Genomic DNA, 20,482 nt, shown 5'->3' on the forward strand with positions numbered 1-20,482 from the left:
AGAGCCTCGCCCTCGATGTCCTCGGCGATGATCAGGAGCGGCTTGCCGGTCTGAACGACGGCCTCGAGCACCGGCAGCATGGCCTGGAGCGACGAGAGCTTCTTCTCGTGGATGAGGATGTAGGGATCCTCGAGCTCGGCGACCATCTTCTCCGCGTTCGTGATGAAGTACGGGGAGAGGTAGCCGCGGTCGAACTGCATGCCCTCGACGACGTCGAGCTCGGTCTCGGCCGTCTTGGCCTCCTCGACCGTGATCACGCCCTCGTTGCCCACCTTCTGCATGGCGTGGGCGATCATCTCGCCGATCTCCTTGTCGCCGTTGGCGGAGATCGTGCCGACCTGGGCGACCTCGTCGGAGGTCGAGACCTTCTTGGCGCGCGCGATGATGTCCTTGACGGCCGCCTGGGTGGCGAGGTCGATGCCGCGCTTCAGGTCCATCGGGTTGATGCCGGCGGCGACGTACTTGGCGCCCTCGCGGACGATGGCCTGGGCCAGCACGGTCGCGGTGGTGGTGCCGTCACCCGCGATGTCGTTGGTCTTCGAGGCCACTTCGCGCACCATCTGGGCGCCCATGTTCTCGAACTTGTCGGCGAGCTCGATCTCCTTGGCGACCGTCACACCGTCCTTGGTGATGCGCGGGGCGCCGAAGCTCTTCTCGATCACGACGTTGCGGCCCTTCGGGCCGAGCGTCACCTTCACCGCGTCGGCGAGGATGTCGACGCCGCGCAGCATCTTATCGCGGGCGTCGGCGGAGAAACGAACGTCTTTCGCTGCCATTGTGTGCCTCTTAGCTGGTTGTTGAACCCCGAGTCCGGGACGGCCTCAAAGGGCGATGGCGGGTGACCCGATCAGGCGGCGACGACGCCCATGATGTCGGATTCCTTCATGATCAGGAGGTCCTGACCGTCGATCTTGACCTCGGTGCCGGACCACTTGCCGAACAGGACGCGGTCGCCAGCCTTCACGTCGAGCGCGTTGACGCGGCCGGCCTCGTCGCGGGCGCCGGGACCGACGGCGACGACCTCGCCCTCCTGCGGCTTCTCCTTGGCGGTGTCCGGGATGATGATGCCGCCCTTGGTCTTCTCTTCGCCTTCGATGCGACGGACGACCACGCGGTCGTGCAGCGGACGGAACTTCATGAGCTGCCCTCTTGCTTCAGGTCTTGAGTTGGCGTTGATGCGGCCGGCGGGACCGCTCGCAAACTCGACTGTTAGCACTCTGTCTCGGCGAGTGCCAAAGACGGCCGCGAGATAGGCGCGGGCGGGTTCCGAGTCAAGGCTGTCGCACCCCCGCGCGACGGTGCGATGACGCGCTGGCGGCCCCGTTCCCCCCTCATGGATAACGCGCTCTCATGCTGAGCCTATACGGACCCGAAGGCCCGGTCGCGCTGCGACCCGGCGGCCCGATCGCGCGCGACACCGTGTGGCTCGACCTGAACGACCCCACGCCGGAGGAGGCTGCGGCGGTCGAGGCCGCGACCGGCCTGCGGGTGCCGTCGCGGGCGGCGCTCTCGGAGGTCGAGACGTCGAGCCGCCTGCGCCGGGTCAAGGGCGGCCTCTCGCTCTCGACCCCGATGATCACGTTCGAGCAAAGCGCGTCGCAGCTGAAGCCGCTGGGCTTCCTGCTGACCAAGGATCACCTCGTCACGATCCGCTTCCACGACCTGCGCGCCTTCGAGGCGTCCGCGAAGCGTATCGCCGACGGCGACGGCAGCACGACGCCGAGCGAGATCTTCCTCGTCGTGCTGGAGGAACTGGTCGACAGCCTCGCCGACGCCCTCGAGGATATGGGCTCCGAGCTCGACACGCTCTCGACCCGCATCTTCGACTTCGACGTCCGCGGTGCCGAGCGGCGGCGCCTGGAGAGCCCGCCGCCCCGGCGCCGCGACCTCGCCCTGCGCCGGATCCTGCGGGGCATCAGCAACCGCGGGAAGGTTCTGGGCAAGATCCGGTCGAGTCTGCTCGGGCTCGAACGGATCATCCCGTTCGTCGCCGCGGCCTGCGACAGCCTCGGCCTGCCGGAGGATGCGCGCTTCGAGACGATCAAGCGGGACATCGAATCCCTCGACGAGTTCGAGACGCGGCTCGCCGAGAACGTGCAGTTCCTGCTCGACGCGGCCCTCGGCCTGATCACCATCGAGCAGAACAACGTCTTCCGCGTCCTCACCGTCGTCTCGGTGGTCGGCGTCCCGCCGACGCTGATCGCGTCGATCTACGGCATGAATTTCAAGCACATGCCCGAGCTGGATTGGGCGCTCGGATATCCCTACGCGCTCGGCCTGATCCTCATCAGCGCGGTCGCGCCGATCGTATACTTTCGCATGCGCGGCTGGTTCTGATATTCGTAAGTATGCTTCGGCCCTGACTGAGTTTATATTTGAATGCAATCTCGACGATGGCGTCGGTCCGGTTATGGACGCACAGAGGGCGCGGCGCTCCAAGCATTCGATTTCCGTCAGGCAATTCTTAAACTGGACAAATGCCAGAATAAGGGATTCATTAACGCTGTGAGGCTACACCCCACGCCGGGGGAACGCGAGCCGTACCATGTTCAATCGCACTGTTTTCAATGAAGCCCAGGCCAAGATCGACGCGCTCGACCGCTCGCTGGCGATCATCGAGTTCTCGATGGACGGAACGGTCCTTCACGCGAACGAGAACTTCCTGCGATTGATGAAATTCGGCCTCAGCGACGTCCGGAACCGCCATCACCGCATCTTCGTGGACAAGAGCTACGCCGAGTCCGCCGATTACGCGGCGTTCTGGAGCAAGCTGAAGGACGGCCAGTACGTCACGGGCGAGTTCCTGCGCCTCGACAAGGAGGGCGACTCGGTCTGGCTCGAGGCGACGTACAATCCTGTCCTCGACGCGCGCGGCAAGCCGATCAAGGTCGTCAAGTTCGCCGCGGACATCTCGGCGAAGAAAAAGGAGATCAACCGGCTCCTGACGATGATCGACAACGTTCCGGTTGCGGTCATGACGGCCGATCTGAAGGACAACTTCAAGATCGACTACATGAACGCCACGTCGCGCAAGACCCTCGGCACGATCGACCAGCACCTGCCGGTGAAGGTCGACGACATGCTCGGCCGCTCATTCGACATCTTCCACAAGAACCCCAGCCACCAGCGCACCATGCTGGCCGACGCGAGCCGGCTGCCGCACAGCACCAAGATCAAGGTCGGGCCCGAGACCCTCAACCTGCGGGTCACGGCCGTGAACGACGAGAAGGGGCAGTACCTCGGCCCGATGCTGACCTGGGCGGTCGTCACCGCGCAGGTGAACATGGAGACCGACGTCAAGCGGGTCGTCGAGGCCGTCGGCTCCGCCATCCAGGAGATGCAGAGCTCGGCCGTGGGCCTGATGCAGTCGGCCGAATCCGCGCGCCACAAGGCGTCGTCGGTCGCGTCGAACTCCGAGCAGATGAACGGCGCGATCCAGGAGATCTCCGGCCAAGTCGGGCGGGTCTCGGAGCGCGCGCAGCAGATCGCCGCCCAGGCGGGGACCACCGACGCGACCATGCGCCAGCTCGCCGAGAACGCCCGCAAGGTCGACGCGGTGGTGGGCATGATCAAGTCGATCGCCGACCAGACCAACCTGCTGGCGCTGAACGCCACCATCGAGGCGGCCCGCGCGGGCGCCGCCGGGCGCGGCTTCGCCGTGGTGGCCTCCGAGGTGAAGGCGCTCGCCGAGCAGACCGCCAAGGCGACCGGCGAGATCACGCAGCAGGTCTCGGCGATCCAGAGCGCGACCGGCGAGGCCGTCGGCGCCATCGAGATGATCACGGCCGCGGTGGACGAACTGTCCAAGCTCACCCTGGCGATGGCGAGCGCCGTCGAGGAGCAGGCGGTCTCGACCCACGAGATGGCGGGCAATATCGGCGGCGTCTCCGAGGCCGCCAACGCCACCGGTCAGCTCGCCCAGACGGTCCAGGGCATCGCCGAGAGCCTCGCCGGCCACTCGACGAGCCTGTCGGAGAGCGTGATCCGGTTCATGAAGACGGCCTGACCGGGCGACTCAGTCCCGGGCGAGCTGCGCCCGGCCGATGGCGAAGACCCGCCCGTCCCCGAGGAGATGGGCGGTGAAGCCGTCGGGGAACAGGCTCTCGATCGCCCGGTCGCGGACGTTCAGGCCGCCGGCGTAGGCGCCGAAGGCCGGCATGACGAGGCGGGTGCCGTCCGTGACGAAGCAGCGGCGGCGCACCGCCCGCCCGCGCATCGCCACCTTCCCGCAGGGATGGAGATGGCCGGCGATCTCGCCGGGCACGGGCTCCGGGCTCGGCTCGTGGCGCAGGACGAGGCCGCCGAGCGTCAGCGCGTCCGCGTAGCGGCCGCCGACGCCCTCGTTCACGGCCGCGTCGTGGTTGCCGGCGATCCAGACCCAGTCCCGGCCCTCCTGCAGGGCCGCCACCAGGGCGCGGTCGCCCGGCTCCATGCGCTCGGGACCGCGGGCGTCGTGGAAGGAATCGCCCAGCGCCACCACCCGGGCCGGATCGTGCCGCACCACCGCCTCGTGCAGGCAGGCGAGCGTCTCCCGGGTGTCGTAGGGCGGCAGGAACTGGCCGGAGCGGGCCGCGTAGGACGAGCCCTTCTCCAAGTGGAGATCGGACACGATCAGCGTCCGGTGCTCCGGCAGCCAGAGGCCGCCGCAGAGGTCGAGCACCAGCGTCTCGCCCGCAAGCTGCAGGGTGGGGTGCTTGGGAGTCTTCTCGAGTCTCAGGCCGGCCGCCAAGATCGCATCCTCGGTGTCGTCGGGGGAGGGCGGATCGACGGTCAGGACAGAGCCTCTTGGAGAAGCTCCGCCTCGGCCTCGGCCAGGATCTCGTCGGCGCCCTCGCCGTAGACCCGCTCGCGCCCGATCTCGAGCATCACGGACACGGAGAGCGGCGAGACCCGGTCGAGAGACCTGTGGATGATTCGCCCCTGGATGCGCTCTAGCATCATGCCGAGGCGCCTAACGTCGAGGAGTCCGGTTGCCGCATCCTGCCGCGCGGCCCGCAGCAGCAGGTGGTCGGGCTGGTGCTTGCGCAGCACGTCGTAGATCAGGTCGGTCGAGATCGTGACCTGCCGGCCGGACTTCTTCTGGCCCGGGTGATGGCGCTCGATCAGCCCGGCGATCACCGCGCATTGCCGGAAGGTGCGCTTCATCATGGCCGATTCGTCGAGCCACGCCTCCAGATCGTCGCCCAGCATGTCGACGGCGAAGAGGTCGCCGATGAAGTCCGGATCGATCGCGGCGCGCTCCGAGACGTCGCGGGTCGACCAGATGGCGATGCCGTAATCGTTGGCCGCGAAGCCGAGCGGGCGCAGGCCGGAACGCTCCAGCCGCCGGGTCAGCAGCATGCCGAGGGTCTGGTGGGCGAGGCGGCCCTCGAACGGGAAGGCCGTGAGGTAGTAGCGCTTGCCGCGCGGAAAGGTCTCGACGAGCAGGTCGCGCTCGCCCGGCAGGACCGAGCGGCGGCGCTGCTGGAGCAGGTACGCGCCGATCTGCTCGGGCAGGCGGTCCCACTCGAACGGGTCGGCGATCAGCGCCCGGACCCGGGCGGCCAGGAAGGTCGAGAGCGGGAACTTCGCGCCCGCGTAGGACGGGATCGCCGGGTCGGTGCCAGCCGGCGCGCGGGTGACGAGGCACTCGTCCTCGGCGAGCCCCTCGAAGCGCAGGGTCTCGCCGGCGAACAGGAACGTGTCGCCGACCGTCAACGTCTCGGCGAACTCGTCCTCGATCTCCCCGAGCACGCGGCCGGTCTTCGGCAGCACCGTGCCGGGCTTGCCGCGCAGGGTCCGGCCGAGGCGGACCCTCACCCGGGCCGCCTCGACGATCGTGCCGACATTCATCCGGTAGGCCTGGGCGGTGCGGGCGTCGCGCACGCGCCAGAGACCGTCCGGCCCGCGCAGGATTTTGGCGAAGCGCTCGTAGGCGCGCAGCGCGTAGCCGCCGGTGGCGACGTAGTCGACCACCTGCTCGAACGATTCCCAGGTCAGGCCGGCGTAGGGCGCCGCCGAGACGATCTCGTCGTAGAGGTCGAGGGGATCGAAGGCGTCGGCGCAGGCCATGCCGAGGACGTGCTGGGCGAGGACGTCGAGGGCGCCCTGGCGGGCGTCCGGCGTGTCCTGGGCGGCCTCCTCGACGGCGTCCAGCGCCGCCTGGCACTCCAGCATCTCGAAACGGTTGCCCGGGACGAGGTAGGCCTTCGAGGGCTCGTCCATGCGGTGGTTGGCCCGGCCGATCCGCTGCATGATGCGGCTCGCCCCCTTCGGCGCGCCGACATTGACCACGAGATCGACGTCGCCCCAGTCGATCCCGAGGTCGAGGGTCGCGGTGCAGACGATCGCCCGGAGCTGGCCCGCCGCCATCGCGGCCTCGACCCGGCGGCGCTGCTGGGCGTCGAGCGAGCCGTGGTGGATCGCGATCGGCAGGGCGTCGTCGTTGAGCCGCCACAGCTCCTGGAACGTGTACTCGGCCTGGAGGCGGGTGTTCACGAAGACCAGCGTGGTCCGGTGCTCGCGGATGAGGTCGTAGATCGCCGGCATCGAGTGCCACGCGGTGTGGCCGGAGATCGGCAGCGCCCGGCCGAGATCGAGCATGCGCAGGTCCGCCTTCGCGCCGCCGGCGACGGTGACGAGATCGGCCATGGGCGGCGCGGCGCGCTCCCCGTCCCGTCCGGGAGAGGGTCGGGGTGGGGGAGGAGACGCGTCAGGACTGGACGCGCCGTCCCCGCGCGCGGCGGGAGGAGGGGGAAGCGGCCCCTGCGGCACCAGGTACTTCCGCAGCTCGTCCGGTTCCCGCACCGTGGCCGACAGCCCGATCGCCGCGAGGCCGGGGCTCAGCCGGTGCAGCCGCGCCAGTGCCAGGGACAGCAGGTCGCCGCGCTTCGAGGTCACCAGCGCGTGCAGCTCGTCGAGCACCACGCAGCGCAATCCGGAGAAGAATTCCGCCGCCTCCCGATGGGCGATCAGCAGCGCCAGCTGCTCGGGCGTGGTCAGCAGGATGTCCGGCGGCCGGCTGATCTGGCGGGTGCGCTTGTGGGCCGGGGTGTCGCCGGTGCGGGTCTCGACGCGCACGGGCAGCGCCATCTCGGCGATCGGCGCGTCCAGGTTGCGGGCGATGTCGACCGCGAGCGCCTTCAGGGGCGAGACGTAGAGGGTGTGGAGGCCCGCCGCCTTCCGCTGGGGGCCACGCTCGGCGAGGGCCACGAGGCTCGGCAGGAAGCCGGCCAGCGTCTTGCCGGCCCCGGTCGGCGCCACCAGCAGGGCAGAGCGGCCGGCGCCGGCGATCCGCAGGAGATCGAGCTGGTGCGATCGGGGCGCCCAGCCGCGCCCGGCAAACCAGGCGCGGAACCGCTCCGGCAGGATCTCGGACGGGTCGCTCAGGCTAGCGCCATCAGGAAGCGGTCGATCAGCTCCAGCGCCCGCTCGCTCATCGGGCTCGGGTAGCGGGCGAAGACGTGGCAGCCGCCGGGATAGATCGCCGTGTGGCCGCCATTGCCCGCCGCCGCCCAGCGCGCCGACATGTACAGCGTGTCGTCGAGGAGTGGGTCGGCGGTGCCGATGGTGAAGAGGGCCGGCGGCAGACCCTTCAGGTCGGCGTAGATCGGCGACACGTCCGGCCGGCGCCGGTCGATGCCCTCGCGGACGTAGCCGTCGGCGAACTTGGTCAGATCGCGGGTGTTCACGACCAGCCGCTCCTCGCCCCAGTTCCGCACCGACGGTGTGAGACCGAGATCGAAGAAGCCGGCGTTGAGGTTGGCGCCCCGGAAGGCCCGCGGCAGGTTGTGCTTGTCGCGCAACCGCAGCAGCACCATCACGGCGAGGTGCGCCCCCACCGACTCGCCGCCGATGGTCAGCGCGTGGATGCCGAACTCGGTCTTGCCCGGACCGGCCAGCCACAGGGCCGCCGCCTCGCAGTCGAGCAGCGCCGCCGGATACGGGTGCTCGGGGGCGAGGCGGTACTCGACCGACAGGGCGACGAAGCCGCAGGTGTCGGCGATGCGCTCCAGCCAGGGATCCTGCTCGTCGGCGGAGCCCCAGACCCAGCCGCCGCGGTGGATGTGCAGGTAGGCGCCGCGCAGCTTCGTGCCGGGCTTGGGCCGGACCACGCGGAGCTTGAGCGGGCCGCCGGGCCCGTCGATCGTCAGCCACTCCGCCCGGGCGCTGTGCGGCATGGCGGGCGCCGCCTTGGTGCCCAGACGGCGCCGCTCGCGCACCTCGGCGATCGGCAGCGACCAGGGATCGGGCAGCGCGGCGTGCGCCGCGACGATCTCGGCGTTGAGCCGGAGCGTCTCGGGATCGATCGTCGCCGGGTCGAACAGGGCGTGGTCGATCATCGTGCGTATGGTCCCGTCGGCACTCAGAGCCTCTCACACCAATTCCCGATTCCCGGGAGTTCTCCCTTTGGCCGAGGCCGCGCCGCGAGAGTCCCGCGGCGTAGTCCACCCCGTCCGGCATCTTGGCGCGCGCGACGCCGCTTGCCATCTGCACGGCGCGCGAGAAACCCGCCAACGCCTGATCCGCGCTCGAGTTTCGACGCGGTGTGGTGTGCCGGCCACGGTTCCGCCCGCTTCGTCGCCGATCCGAGGGCCCTGAGGCTTCACGAGGATGCAATGCTCGTCGATCACGACCGGCGCCGGCAAGGCTATCAGCAGGGCGCCCCGCCGAACGCCCCCTACGGCGCGGACAGCTACCGGTCGCGCCCCTCCGCTCTGCGGCGGTTCCTCGGCGGCTCGCCGGCCGGCGTGTTCTTGCGGCTCCTGTTCCTGTCGGTGCTGGTCGGCGCCTTCATGTCGATGCTCGGTCTGACGCCGGGGCGGCTGTTCTGGCACGTCTACGATTCGGCGCGGGCGCTGGTGGAGGTCGGGCTCGCCTCGCTCCACGATTTCGGCGGCTGGATCGTCGCCGGGGCGATCGTGGTCGTGCCGCTCTGGCTGATCGCGCGCCTCTTCGCCGTCTCCCGCTGACGAAGTCCGGGGCCGACCCGGCCCGGTCGCGCCCCGACGGCCCGGCGCGCCGGCGGTTCGGGCAGTTCGGCCGCCCGCCATCGCAACCAGCCGATGCGATCACCCCGCTTTGCGCGGACGGCGCGGCTTCTTAGCGTGCGGCATGATTCACACCGTCGCCAGCTCGGGCCGTCCGACGAACCGCCGCGTCCTGGCCCTGGCGCTGCCCATGACGATCGCCAACGTCACGACGCCGATGCTCGGCTTCGTCGGCGCGGCGGTGATCGGGCGGCTCGGCGACGCGGCGCTGCTCGGCGCCATCGCCCTCGGCGCGGTGATCTTCGACGCGATCTTCTGGTCGTTCGGGGCGCTCCGCATGGCGACCGCCGGCCTGACCGCGCAGGCGGTCGGCGGACGCGACGACGCCGAGGTCGATCGCATCCTGGCGCGGGCGCTGGCGGCGGGCGCGCTGATCGGGCTCGTCCTGGTGGTCCTGCAGGGTCCCCTCGCGCAGCTCGCCTTCGCGATCAGCGGGGCGAGCGCGGCGGTGATCGCCGGTCTCGCGACCTACTTCCACATCCGCATCCTGTCCGCGCCCTTCGTGCTGGCGAGCTACGGCGTGCTCGGCTCGGTCCTGGGGCGCGGGCGCACCGATCTCGGCCTGCTGCTGCAGATCGCCATCAACCTGACCAACGTCGCGCTGACGCTCATTCTGGTCCTGGGCTTCGGCCTGGGCCTCGCCGGCGCGGCGCTGGCGACCCTCGGCGCCGAGGCGCTCGGGCTCGGCCTCGGGCTGATTCTCCTGGCGCGGCTCGGCTCCCGACCGTTCCGGGTGCCGCTGCGCGACCTCCGCGACGCCGCGGCGCTCCGCCGGACGCTCAGCGTCAACGGCGACGTCATCCTGCGGACGCTCGCGCTGATCACCGGCATCGTGCTGTTCTCGGCGCTCGGCGCCCGGCAGGGCGACGTGGTCCTGGCCGCGAACTCGGTCCTGTGGAATCTCTTCCTGATCGGCGGTTTCTTCCTGGACGGCTTCGCCACGGCGGCCGAGACCCTGTGCGGCCAGGCCGTCGGCGCCCGGGACCGGGAGGCGTTCGACGCGGCCGCCGCCCTGAGCCTGCGCTGGTGCCTCGGCTTCGGCCTCGCGGTCAGCCTGGTGTCGCTGGCGGGCGGCCCGGCCTTCATCGATGCCGTGACCACGAACGGACCGGTGCGCGAGGCGGCCCGGTCCTACCTCGTCCTCGCCGCCCTGGCGCCGCTCGCCGCCGCGGCGCCCTTCGCGTATGACGGGATCTATATCGGCGCGACCTGGACGCGGGCGATGCGCAACCTGATGGTGTGCGCGCTCGTCGCCTACTGCGCGATCCTCGCGCTCGTCGAGAGCCTGGGCTTCGGCAATACCGGGCTGTGGCTGGCCTTCGTGAGCTTCCTGGGCGCCCGGGGCCTCGGACAGGCGATCGCGTTCCCGCGCCTCGCCCGGGACACGTTCCGGACGCCGGCCGCGGCCGCCCTCGAACCGGCGGCCTAGGCGGCAGCCGAGCGCGACCTCGAGACGTGCTAGCGCGGATCCTTCCAAGTGGTGGGCTGGGCCGGCGGCACGGCGCGGGCCACGGAGCCGGTGGTCCGCGGTACGGCGGCCTCCGCCCGCCGCGGGTAGGACCGGCGCGGGGCCGCGTAGCCGTAGCGGCGTCCCCGGCGGACGTGCCGGCGCCCGCGCTCCGACGAGTTCCCCACGAAGCCGCCGACCACGGCCCCCGCGACGGCGCCGATCGGGCCGCCGACCAGCGCCCCCGCGACCGCGCCGGAGCCGACGCCGAGGGTGGTCCGGCTCTGGGCCCGGGCCGCCTCAGGTGCCGCCAATGTCCCGAGCAAGGCGAGGGTGATCAAGACTTTGCGCATCGTAGAGATCCCGGACTTCGAGAATTGGTTTCGTCCGGCCTTTAAGCGGCGGAACATGACCAAACCGCGGCTTCGATCTGCGGAGAGACGGCGCGGTATCAAACCGCGCGGGGACTCACCCGCCCCGACCTTTAGGGTGTGGCGCGGCCGGGTTCGTGCTTTAGGGTGCAGCGCAACGACGGGAGGCCGCGCGACGGCCCAGGAGGGAGAAGCCGATGGCCACGACCACCGATCTGCGCCTGCGCCGCAGCGTGCTCTACATGCCCGGCTCGAACCAGCGGGCGCTCGACAAGGCCAAGTCCCTGCCGGTGGACAGCATCATCCTCGACCTCGAGGACGCCGTCGGCCCGGAGGAGAAGGAGCTCGCCCGCGATCAGGTCTGCGCCGCGGTGAAGAGCGGCGCCTACGGCAGCCGCGAGCTGGTCATCCGGGTCAACGCCCCGCAGACCCCGTGGGGCGAGGCGGATCTCCACGCCGCCATCGAGGCCAAGCCCGACGCGATCCTGATGCCGAAGGTCTCGTCCCCCGCCGTGCTGGAGAGCATCGCCGACCGGCTCGAATCCCTCGACGCGCCGGACGGAATCGCGATCTGGGCGATGATCGAGACCCCGGCCTCGATCCTCAACATCCAGGAGATCGCCCGGGCGAAGCGCGACCCGCGCAACCGGCTGACCTGCCTCGTGCTCGGCACCAACGACCTCGCCAAGGACACCTGGGCCAAGATCGTCCCCGGCCGCGTGCCGATGCTGCCCTGGATGATGATGGCGCTGGCCGCCGCGCGGGCGGAGGGGCTCGCGATCCTCGACGGCGTCTACAACGACATCGCCGACACAGAGGGCTGCCGCGACGAGTGTCGGCAGGCCCGGGACCTGGGCTTCGACGGCAAGACCCTGATCCACCCGACGCAGCTGGAGCCGGCCAACACGTCCTTCGCTCCGACCGAGGAGGAGGTGCGCCGGGCCAAGCTGGTGATCGAGGCGTTCGAGCGCCCGGAATACGCCAAGCGCGGCGCGATCAAGCTGGAGGGCCGGCTCTACGAGCGGCAGCATCTCGGCGTGAACCGGCGGGCGGTTACCTGGGCCGAGGCGATCAAGGCGAAGGGGTTCTGAGCGCGTCCGTCCTCGCCGGAGCGAAGCGATCCAGGGCAGCGCCACGACCGAGTCTGTCGCGGTCCCTGGGTCACTTCGCTACGCGCGTAATGACGGCACCGACGGCCCTGAATCGGCGGTCGTGTAGCGCGTCCGCTGGGTGCGCCCGTCGCGGGCCGTGACGGCGACGAGGCCCGCCTCGTCCAGGCCCGAGAGGGCGCGCAGCACCAGGGCGTGCTCCACCCCGAAGGTGCGGGCGAAGGCGCGGCTGTCGCCCGGCAGGCCGAGGTCGAGCGCCGCCAGGAGGCCCGCCGCCAGCGGGTCGAGATCCGGGCGGGCGGCCGAAACCCGGTCGAGGGCGGCGACGAACGCCGCCTCGTCGGGCTCCGCGCTCACGCGGCCGCGCGCGCCTGCAGGGTGACCAGCACCGACTTGGAGGTCGGCGTGTCGCTCTTCTCGCCGTAGGTCGAGAGCGGCACGAGCACGTTCAGCTCCGGATAGTAGCCGGCCAGCGCCCCCCGCGGCATGTCGAAGGGCACGAGGCGGAAATCCTCCGCGCGGCGGGTGATGCCGTCGTCGTGCGTGCCGACGACGTCGACCCGGTCGCCGAGCCGGTCGCGGATCTCCGCGAGGTCATCCGGGTGGGCGAAGATCACGCGGCGCTCGCCGTAGACGCCGCGGTAGCGGTCATCCAGGCCGTAGATCGTCGTGTTGTACTGGTCGTGACTGCGGAAGGTCTGCAGCACGTAGGTGTCGCGGGTCTTCCGGGCGGCCTGGTGCTCGGTCTCGGCCGGCAGGGCGTCGGCCGAGAAGGTGGCCCGGCCGGTCGCCGTCTCGAACACCCGCTCGGCAGCGAGGTTGCGCAGCATGAAGCCGCGCGGCTTGCGCACCCGGGTGTTGTAGCCGGTGAAGCCCGGGATCGTGGCGGCGATCGCCTCGCGGATCCGGTCGTAATCCGCGGCGAAGCCGGCCCAGTCGATGGCGGCGGAGCCGACGGTCGCCTGCGCCATGCCGGCGATGATGGCGATCTCGGAGCGGAGCTCCTTCGAGGCCGGCTTGTTGATGCCGCCCGACCCGTGGACCATGCTCATCGAATCCTCGACGGTCACGATCTGGATCTTGCCCTCGGCGCCCCGGTCGATCTCGGTTCGGCCCAGGCAGGGCAGCAGGTAGCCGACCGCGCCCGGCACGAGGTGGGCGTGGTTGAGCTTGGTGGCGATGTGCACGGTGAGCCGGCACGAGGCCAGCGCCTGCGCCACGACGGGCGTGTCGGGCGTCGCCCGCAGGAAGTTGCCGCCGAGCCCGATGAAGGCCTTCGCCGTGCCGTCCCGCATGGCCCGGATCGCCGCCAGGACGTTGTGGCCGTGCCGGCGCGGCATGGCGAGACCGAAATGCTGCTCCAGGGAATCCAGGAAGGCGGCGGACGGGCGCTCGTTGATGCCGACCGTGCGGTCGCCCTGCACGTTCGAGTGGCCGCGGACCGGACAGAGGCCCGCGCCGGCCCGGCCGATATGGCCGCGCAGGAACAGCAGGTTGGCGATCTCCCGGATCGTCGCCACCGAGTGGCGGTGCTGGGTCACGCCCATGGCCCAGGTCGCGATGACCCGCTGGGCGCCCAGATAGACGTCCGCCATCGCGGCGATCTCGTCCACGGTCAGGCCCGACTGGTCGAGGATCGCGTCCCAGGACGTCGCCTCGACGGCGGCGCGGTAGGCCTCGAGCCCGGCGGTGTGGTGCTCGAGGAAGGCGCGGTCGAGGAGCGAGGGCCGGCCCGCCGCCAGCGCCTCGGCGTCGCGGGCGAACACGACCTTGGCGATGCCCCGGAAGGCCGCCATGTCGCCGCCCGAGCGCGGCTGCAGGTAGTGGCTGGCGATGGGGCGGCTGGCGCCGCGCAGCATCTCGACGGTGTTCTGCGGATCGGCGAAGCGCTCCAGGCCGCGCTCACGGACCGGGTTCAGCACCACGACCTTGGCGCCGCGCTCGGCCGCCCGGCGCAGGTCGCCGAGCATCCGCGGGTGGTTGGTGCCGGGATTCTGGCCGACGCAGAAGATCGCGTCCGCCTTCTCGAAATCCTCCAGCAGGACCGTGCCCTTGCCGATGCCGATGGCGTCGATCAGCGCGACGCCGCTCGCCTCGTGGCACATGTTCGAGCAGTCGGGGAAGTTGTTGGTCCCGTAGGCGCGGGCGAAGAGCTGGTACAGGTACGCCGCCTCGTTGGAGGCGCGGCCCGAGGTGTAGAACTCGGCCTGGTCCGGATGGTCGAGTCCGCGCAGGGTCGCGCCGATCTCCGCGAAGGCCTCGTCCCAGCTCACCGGCAGGTAGCGGTCGCTCGCAGCGTCATAGCGCATCGGGTGCGTCAGGCGGCCCTGGCCCTCCAGGGCGTAGTCGCTCCAGGTGCGCAGCTCGGTCAGGGTGTGCTTGGCGAAGAAGGACGGCTTCGTGCGCTTGTCGGTCGCCTCCCAGGAGACCGCCTTCACGCCGTTCTCGCAGAACTCGAAGGACGAGCCGTGCTCCGGGTCGCCCCAGGCGCAGCCGGGGCAGTCGAACCCGTCGGGCTGGTTCGCCTTCAGCAGCGCGCGGGCGCCGGTGAGGGGTGCGCGGCTGCCGAGCAGGTGCTTGCCGCAGCTCTTCAGAGCACCCCAGCCGCCGGCGGCGGAGGAGCGCTTGGTGGACCCTTCAGACTGGGCCATGAACCGTCCTGGATTGGCTGACGCGATGTGTCTCGCAACCGCGAGATAAGCGCCTCTCCGACGCCCTCACAATGGCGTGCCGGCGCAGGCCCCTCATGCATGGGGCACAGGCTAAGCTCCCGCTGTGCAAAGCCTTTCTAAACTGCGACCCGAAAAAAATTGTCTGGCGCGGCGCCGCGACCGGCTCGCCCGCGCCGGCTCAGTCCCCGCGGGCGAGGTCGGCGGCGTCGCGCCCGACGACCTGCCGGAGCGAGGCGATGCCGGCCTCGCTCATGCGCCGCAGGATCCCGTCCTTGATGCGCCCGACGAGGCCCGGCCCCTCGTAGACCAGCGCCGAGTAGAGCTGCACGAGGCTCGCTCCGGCCCGGATCTTGGTCCAGGCCGCCTCGGCCGAATCCACGCCGCCGACCCCGATGAGCGGCAGCGCGTCCCCGACGCGCAGGCGCGTCTGGGCGAGCATCCGCGTCGCCGGGCCGAAGAGCGGCCGCCCCGAGAGGCCGCCCGTCTCCCGCGCGAGACCCTGCTCGCGCAGGCTCGCCGGGCGGGCCACCGTGGTGTTGGACACGACGAGGGCCTGGACCCCGCGCCGCTGCGCCGTCGCGCAGACCGCGTCGAGGGCGTCGAGCGCCATGTCGGGGGCGATCTTGAGGAGGACCGCCGCGCCGGCGCCTGCCGCGTCCCGGGCCTCGACCGTGCGGGCGAGCAGCTCGTCGAGGAAGGCCTCACCCTGGAGGTCGCGCAGGCCCGGCGTGTTGGGCGAGGAGACGTTGACCGTGACGAAGTCGACGAGCGGCGCGAGGGCTGCGGTGCAGGCGGCGTAGTCGGCGAGGCGGTCGGCGGATTCCTTGTTCGCGCCGATGTTGACGCCGACGATACCGGCTCGCCCCCTCCGAGCGCGCAGACGGTCGGCCACCACCTCCAGCCCCTCGCTGTTGAGGCCGAAGCGGTTGATCACGGCGCGGTCGTCGGGGAGGCGGAAGACCCGCGGCCGCGGGTTGCCGGGCTGGGGCCGCGGCACGACCCCGCCGACCTCGACGAAGCCGAAGCCGAGGCCCAGCAGCGCGTCGGGAACGCGCGCGCCCTTGTCGAAGCCGGCCGCGAGGCCGACCGGGTTGGGGAAGCGGCGGCCGAGCAGGTCGACGGCGAGGCGCGGGTCGTCCGCCGGCCGCGGCCCCGCGGGCAGGAGCGCCAGGGCGGCGAGGGTCAGGTCGTGCGCGCGCTCCGCGTCGAGGCGGTGCAGCAGCGGTCTGACGAGGGGGAAGGCGGCCGCGATCATGCCGGCAGGATCCCGGCCGGGAAGGCGTGCCGGCCGTCGGCGCCCAGCGGCATATCGTCCACCGCGACCACGGCGGACAGCGGTAGCGGGCCGTAGAGATGCGGGAACAGGTCGCCGCCGCGAGAGGGCTCGTAGCGCAGGCCGTCGCCGAGGGCGTCGGCCTCGACCGCGACGAGGAGCAGGTCGTCCTGCCCGGCGAAGTGCCGGGCCGCCGTCTCGGCGACCTGGGCGGCCGTCGAGAAGTGGATGAAGCCGTCCTGATGATCGATCGGGGCGCCCGTGAACCGGCCCGCGGCCTCGGCCTCGCGCCACAGAGGGCGCGGACAGATCTTGTAGATGAGCGGCATCGAAGCTCCTCGGAGACGACGCTGCGATAGAGGCGCCGGGCCGCGGCGGCAACCGCGCCGCGCCCCGCCCGATTCGAGGAGCGATTGCAATCTGCCGGCCGTAGTTCTACTTTCCTACGACTAGGCTGGACGTCACACAGCCCCGTCCGGACCGGCAGAGCGGATCCGGAAAGCAGATTGTCAAGTATCTCCGCGCGTACCCGGCGGGTGTCGAACGGACCCGGCGGGCGAACCGTCTCCGTGCCTCCGAGGCAGCCGGATCCCGGCTGGTGAGACGGGGGTGCCGGCCCGCTCAGGCTGAGCTTCCGAGCCCGCTATGCTGTCGCACGAGCAGATCTGGAACGCCATCGACCGGCTCGCCGAGCGCCACGGCTACTCGGCCTCGGGCCTCGCCCGCCGCGCCGGCCTCGACGCGACCAGCTTCAACCGGTCGAAGCGCGTGGGCGCCGACGGCCGCAAGCGCTGGCCGTCCACCGAATCCGTGTCGAAGGTCCTGGCCGCCACCGGCTCGAGCCTCGACGAGTTCCTGAGGCTCATCGAGGCCCGCGAGATCCCCGCCCGCACGATGGTGCCGCTGATCGGCCTGACCCAGGCCGGGGCCGGCCGCCTGTTCACCGACGAGGGCATGCCCACCGGGGGCGCCGGCTGGGAGGAGATCGAGTTTCCGGATCTCGGCGAGGAGCGGGCCTTCGCGCTGGAGATCCAGGGCGATTCCATGCTGCCGCTGTTCCGGGACGGCGACGTCCTGATCGTGTCGCCGACGGCCAGCGTGCGCAAGGGCGACCGCGTCGTGGTCCGCCTGCACGGCGGCGAGGTCCTGGCCAAGGAGCTGCGGCGGCGCACCGCCCGGACCGTGGAACTGGCCTCCCTGAACCCCGAGCACGAGGACCGGGTCCTTAATCTCGGCGAGGTGGCCTGGATGGCCCGGGTGATGTGGGTGCGCCAGTAGGCGGTGCCCGGACGGGTCGGCACGCCGATCGACGCGCGGATCCACCCGCGGATCCACGCTTGGCCGTGAGGCCGTTCATCGCTATCGCTGGCCCGTCGCGGACCTTCCGCATCCGCTGAGCGCGAACGCAGCATGGCGCAGCCCGGGACGGATCACAGCGCGGCCGAAGGCGGGTCGCTGGCGGACGAGGCCCGCGCGCTCCTCGACGCGCTGCCGACGCCCAGCCTAGTGCTCGATCCGCAGGGCCGTGTCCGCCACGCCAATCCCGCCCTGGAGCGGATCGCCGGCTACCCGGCGGAGCGGCTCGTCGCGCAGGGACTCGATCTGATCCTGGCGCAGCGCACGGGCCCCCTCGATCCCGCCGGCGCCGAGCCTCAGGAATTCCTGGCCACGCGCGCGGACGGGACGAGCTTCTGGGCCCGCCTGGAGACGGCGCCCCTGCCCGGAACCCCGTTCCGCATCGGCCAGATCCGCGACGAGACGGCCCGGCGCGAGGCCGAGGGCGCACTCGCGCTCTCCCGCCAGCGCGAGGCGCTGGGACTCCTGACCAACAGCGTCGCCCACGAGTTCAACAACTTCCTGCAGATCCTGATCGGCTACATCGACGGACTCAAGCGGCGGCTCGGGGACCGGCAGGAGCCGTTCGTCCAGCGGGCGATCGCCCGCTCGGCCGACGCCACCGAGCGCGCGGCGATCCTGACCCGGCACCTGCTCGCCTATTCGCGCCGCATCGCGCCGGACGTCCGGTCGGTCGACCTCGACGCCATCGTGGCCGACCTCGCCGCCCGCCTCGAGCCCGACCTGCCGCCTGGGATCCGCCTCACCGTGGCGGCGACGCCGGGCCTGCCGCGGGCGATCAGCAATCCCACGCAGATCGAGTTCGCCCTGCGGCATCTCGTCGCTAATGCCTGCGAGGCGATGCCGTCGGGCGGGACGCTGACCCTGTCGACCTTCCGGGTGGATCCCGGCGACCGCTCCCTGCAGCAGCCGGGCCAGGGGAGCGTCGGGATCGCGGTCGGCGACACCGGGCAGGGCATGTCGCCCGAGATGCTCGCCCGAGCTCTGGCGCCGTTCCAGACCAGCCACGAAGCGGGGCGGGGCGCGGGCCTCGCGATCGTGCACGGCCTCATGAAGCGGCAGAACGGGACCATCACCCTCGACAGCCGCAGCGGGGAGGGGACGCAGGTGCGCCTCTCCTTCCCGGCCGCCCCGGAGCGCACGCTCCACTAGCGCCGTGCCATTCACGCGATGGGCGCGACGGGCGGGCTCGGAATGCGCCGCTGCGATCCGGTGGAAAACGTCGCCCGGGCGACGGCGGCCAGGACTAAAACCGCTGCCCGACCGTTCCCATATCGTCACTGGCGCTCCGCGCCACCCGGTTCTCGTCCTCTGAGGCGTGTTCATGTTTACTGAGATTTCGCGCCGCCGGCGTGTGGCCGCCCTCCTGGCGCTGGCCGCTGCGCTGACCGTCGCGGCACCCGTCGTGGAAGCCCGTCCGGGCGGCGGCGGGTCTGTCGGGTCCCGCGGCTCGCGCACCTACACGGCGCCCTCCGCCACGCCGACCGCTCCGGGCGGCGGCACGACGATGCAGCGCTCGCAGACCGCGCCTTCGCCCGGCATGGGCAGCCCCGGCATGCAGGCCCCGGCCGCGCCCGGTCGCCGCTTCGGCGGCGGGTTCTTCGCGGGCCTGCTCGGCGCCGGCCTGATCGGCGCGCTGCTCGGTGGCGGCTTCTTCGGCGGTCTCGGTGGCCTCGCCTCGATGATCGGACTCCTGTTCCAGGTCGGTCTCGTCGTGCTCGTGGTGATGCTGGCCCTGCGGTTCTTCCGCCGCCGGAACGAGCCGGCCGGCGCCGGCGCGCCCTACGCCCGCTCGTCGCTCGACGATCAGCCGGGCGCCCGCGGCCCGATGGGCGGCGCTCCGGGCGGCCCGGCTCCCGGCGGCATGTTCGGCGGTGGGCAGCGCCCGCCGCAGACGCGCCCGGTGCAGATCGGCCCGGCCGATTACCAAGCCTTCGAGCGCCTGCTCGGCGACATCCAGGACGCCTACTCGCGCGAGGATCGGGTGACCCTGGGCAACCTGTCGACGCCCGAGATGGTCAGCTACTTCGACGAGGAGCTGCGCGGCAACGCCTCCCGCGGCGTGGTGAACAAGATCTCGGACGTGAAGCTGCTGCAGGGCGACCTCGCGGAGGCCTGGGGCGAGGACCGCACCGACTACGCGACCGTGGCCATGCGCTACGCCCTCAAGGACGTGATGATCGAGCGGGCGAGCGGCCGCGTCGTCTCCACGGACTCGTCCGAGGCGACGGAGCTCTGGACCTTCCTGCGCCAGCCCGGCCGCGGCTGGGTGCTCTCGGCGATCCAGCAGACCCGCTGACCCGGCAACGCTCCGGCCTCCGGGCCGGAGCCACGGCTCTCCGTCAGGCCGGCGTCCCCACCGGGGCGCCGGCTTTTCTATGCGCGTCCCACCGATTGGCGAGATCGACGAACCCGGACACCGGGATCTCCTCGGCGCGCGCGGTCTCGGACAGGCCGGCGGCGGCCAGCAGGGCGCCGGCCTCGGGCGTCAAGGCCTTGAGGCTCTGGCGCAGCATCTTCCGCCGCTGGCCGAAGGCCGCCCGGGTGACGGCTTCGAGCGCGCCGGCGCGGCAGGGCAGGGGCTGGGCGCGCGGCACCAGCCGGACCACGCTCGAGGTCACCTTGGGCGGCGGCACGAAGGCCGAGGGGCTGACGTCGAACAGGATCTCGGCCTCCGTGCGCCAGCCGCAGAGGACGCCAAGCCGGCCGTAATCGGCCCGCTCCTCCGGGCCGGCGACGATCCGCTCGGCGACCTCCCGCTGGAACATCAGCACGGCCTGGTCCCACCAGGGCGGCCAGACCTCCCCGTCGAGCCAGCCGGTGAGCAGGGCGGTCCCGACGTTGTAGGGCAGGTTGGCGACGATCCGCGCCGGCGCCTCGCCCACCAGCGGCCGCGGGTCGAAGGCGAGGGCGTCGGCGTCGACCACCTCGAGCCGGCCGGGATAGTGGGCGGCGATCTCGGCGAGGGCCGGCAGGGCGCGCGGGTCGCGCTCGATCGCCACGACGCGGGCGGCGCCCTCGGCGAGGAGCGCGCGCGTCAGCCCCCCCGGGCCCGGTCCGACCTCCACCACGGTCACCCCCGCGAGCGGACCGGCCGCCCGGGCGATCCGGCCGGTCAGGTTGAGGTCGTAGAGGAAGTTCTGGCCGAGCGCCTTCTTCGGCTCCAGGCCGTGGCGGGCGACGACCTCGCGCAGCGGGGGAAGACCGTCCCCGGCGCTCATGCTG

At 71.6% G+C, this 20,482-nt stretch carries 19 protein-coding genes; 8 read left to right on the forward strand and 11 right to left on the reverse strand.

What is annotated here, in order from left to right:
* The coding region (gene groEL, locus C4T42_RS14425; RefSeq protein WP_146074001.1) for a chaperonin GroEL at positions 1-776 on the reverse strand (776 nt) is incomplete at its 3' end.
* A gap of 71 nt (positions 777-847) precedes the next feature.
* Positions 848-1,138 carry a co-chaperone GroES gene (groES, locus tag C4T42_RS14430; protein WP_020093567.1) on the reverse strand — a complete coding sequence of 97 codons (291 nt, stop codon included), beginning with the start codon at positions 1,136-1,138 and terminating at the stop codon, positions 848-850.
* A gap of 212 nt (positions 1,139-1,350) precedes the next feature.
* Here groES and C4T42_RS14435 point away from each other — a divergent pair, with 212 nt between their 5' ends.
* Together C4T42_RS14435 and C4T42_RS14440 are read left to right on the forward strand one after the other, a co-directional pair.
* Positions 1,351-2,337: a CorA family divalent cation transporter gene (locus C4T42_RS14435; protein WP_103985273.1), complete on the forward strand. Its 987-nt coding sequence runs from the start codon at positions 1,351-1,353 to the stop codon at positions 2,335-2,337.
* 208 nt (positions 2,338-2,545) lie between these two features.
* On the forward strand, positions 2,546-4,006 hold the full coding sequence (locus tag C4T42_RS14440) for a PAS domain-containing methyl-accepting chemotaxis protein (protein WP_103985274.1): 1,461 nt from the start codon (positions 2,546-2,548) through the stop codon (positions 4,004-4,006).
* A 9-nt stretch (positions 4,007-4,015) separates the two neighbouring features.
* Here C4T42_RS14440 and pdeM read toward each other — a convergent pair whose 3' ends face one another.
* The 3 genes from pdeM to C4T42_RS14455 are packed head-to-tail and all read right to left on the reverse strand — an operon-like array spanning position 4,016 to position 8,321.
* Positions 4,016-4,729, reverse strand: coding sequence for a ligase-associated DNA damage response endonuclease PdeM (gene pdeM, locus C4T42_RS14445; protein WP_091680165.1), 714 nt, complete (start codon positions 4,727-4,729; stop codon positions 4,016-4,018).
* A gap of 41 nt (positions 4,730-4,770) precedes the next feature.
* Positions 4,771-7,368 (reverse strand): ligase-associated DNA damage response DEXH box helicase, encoded by a 2,598-nt coding sequence (locus tag C4T42_RS14450; RefSeq protein WP_103985368.1) that lies wholly within the window; start codon positions 7,366-7,368, stop codon positions 4,771-4,773.
* Positions 7,365-8,321, reverse strand: coding sequence for an alpha/beta hydrolase (locus tag C4T42_RS14455; RefSeq protein ID WP_091680189.1), 957 nt, complete (start codon positions 8,319-8,321; stop codon positions 7,365-7,367). Before C4T42_RS14455 ends, C4T42_RS14450 begins: the two co-directional genes overlap by 4 nt.
* 276 nt (positions 8,322-8,597) lie before the next feature.
* Between C4T42_RS14455 and C4T42_RS14460 the strand changes: the two genes are divergently transcribed.
* Positions 8,598-8,951 (forward strand): DUF6460 domain-containing protein, encoded by a 354-nt coding sequence (locus C4T42_RS14460; protein ID WP_020093561.1) that lies wholly within the window; start codon positions 8,598-8,600, stop codon positions 8,949-8,951.
* A 142-nt stretch (positions 8,952-9,093) separates the two neighbouring features.
* Positions 9,094-10,458 (forward strand): MATE family efflux transporter, encoded by a 1,365-nt coding sequence (locus tag C4T42_RS14465; protein ID WP_103985275.1) that lies wholly within the window; start codon positions 9,094-9,096, stop codon positions 10,456-10,458.
* 29 nt (positions 10,459-10,487) lie between these two features.
* Here the strand turns inward: C4T42_RS14465 and C4T42_RS14470 are convergent, their stop codons facing one another.
* Positions 10,488-10,829: a YMGG-like glycine zipper-containing protein gene (locus C4T42_RS14470; RefSeq protein WP_103985276.1), complete on the reverse strand. Its 342-nt coding sequence runs from the start codon at positions 10,827-10,829 to the stop codon at positions 10,488-10,490.
* Between the two features lie 215 nt (positions 10,830-11,044).
* Between C4T42_RS14470 and C4T42_RS14475 the strand changes: the two genes are divergently transcribed.
* Entirely contained in the window at positions 11,045-11,938 is an 894-nt protein-coding gene (locus tag C4T42_RS14475; protein ID WP_091977129.1) for a CoA ester lyase, read from the forward strand.
* Between the two features lie 78 nt (positions 11,939-12,016).
* On the opposite strand, the gene C4T42_RS14480 is transcribed toward C4T42_RS14475, so the two are convergent.
* From C4T42_RS14480 to C4T42_RS14495, 4 genes are all read right to left on the reverse strand, one after another.
* Complete coding sequence (locus C4T42_RS14480) at positions 12,017-12,313, reverse strand: hypothetical protein (RefSeq protein WP_103985277.1); 297 nt, start codon at positions 12,311-12,313, stop codon at positions 12,017-12,019.
* A complete protein-coding gene (locus C4T42_RS14485; RefSeq protein WP_103985278.1) occupies positions 12,310-14,607 on the reverse strand; it encodes an FdhF/YdeP family oxidoreductase in 2,298 nt (765 codons plus the stop codon). Before C4T42_RS14485 ends, C4T42_RS14480 begins: the two co-directional genes overlap by 4 nt.
* A gap of 199 nt (positions 14,608-14,806) precedes the next feature.
* Positions 14,807-15,883 carry a quinone-dependent dihydroorotate dehydrogenase gene (locus tag C4T42_RS14490; RefSeq protein WP_103985279.1) on the reverse strand — a complete coding sequence of 359 codons (1,077 nt, stop codon included), beginning with the start codon at positions 15,881-15,883 and terminating at the stop codon, positions 14,807-14,809.
* Entirely contained in the window at positions 15,880-16,230 is a 351-nt protein-coding gene (locus tag C4T42_RS14495) for a DUF952 domain-containing protein (RefSeq protein ID WP_020093554.1), read from the reverse strand. Before C4T42_RS14495 ends, C4T42_RS14490 begins: the two co-directional genes overlap by 4 nt.
* A gap of 316 nt (positions 16,231-16,546) precedes the next feature.
* Here C4T42_RS14495 and C4T42_RS14500 point away from each other — a divergent pair, with 316 nt between their 5' ends.
* The 3 genes from C4T42_RS14500 to C4T42_RS14510 all read left to right on the forward strand — a co-directional run bounded on the left by C4T42_RS14500 (position 16,547) and on the right by C4T42_RS14510 (position 19,556).
* Positions 16,547-17,179, forward strand: a complete 633-nt coding sequence (locus C4T42_RS14500; RefSeq protein ID WP_012317556.1) for a helix-turn-helix transcriptional regulator — start codon at positions 16,547-16,549, stop codon at positions 17,177-17,179.
* Between the two features lie 132 nt (positions 17,180-17,311).
* Positions 17,312-18,409, forward strand: coding sequence for an ATP-binding protein (locus C4T42_RS14505; protein WP_103985280.1), 1,098 nt, complete (start codon positions 17,312-17,314; stop codon positions 18,407-18,409).
* Positions 18,410-18,581: 172 nt separating this feature from the next.
* On the forward strand, positions 18,582-19,556 hold the full coding sequence (locus tag C4T42_RS14510) for a TIM44-like domain-containing protein (RefSeq protein ID WP_091977123.1): 975 nt from the start codon (positions 18,582-18,584) through the stop codon (positions 19,554-19,556).
* Positions 19,557-19,599: 43 nt separating this feature from the next.
* On the opposite strand, the gene rsmA is transcribed toward C4T42_RS14510, so the two are convergent.
* Positions 19,600-20,478 (reverse strand): 16S rRNA (adenine(1518)-N(6)/adenine(1519)-N(6))-dimethyltransferase RsmA, encoded by an 879-nt coding sequence (gene rsmA / locus C4T42_RS14515; protein WP_056522390.1) that lies wholly within the window; start codon positions 20,476-20,478, stop codon positions 19,600-19,602.
* Positions 20,479-20,482: the final 4 nt, after the last annotated feature.

The sequence above is a fragment of the Methylobacterium sp. 190mf genome, assembly GCF_900107945.1.
In the GTDB taxonomy this organism is placed as follows: Bacteria; Pseudomonadota; Alphaproteobacteria; order Rhizobiales; family Beijerinckiaceae; genus Methylobacterium.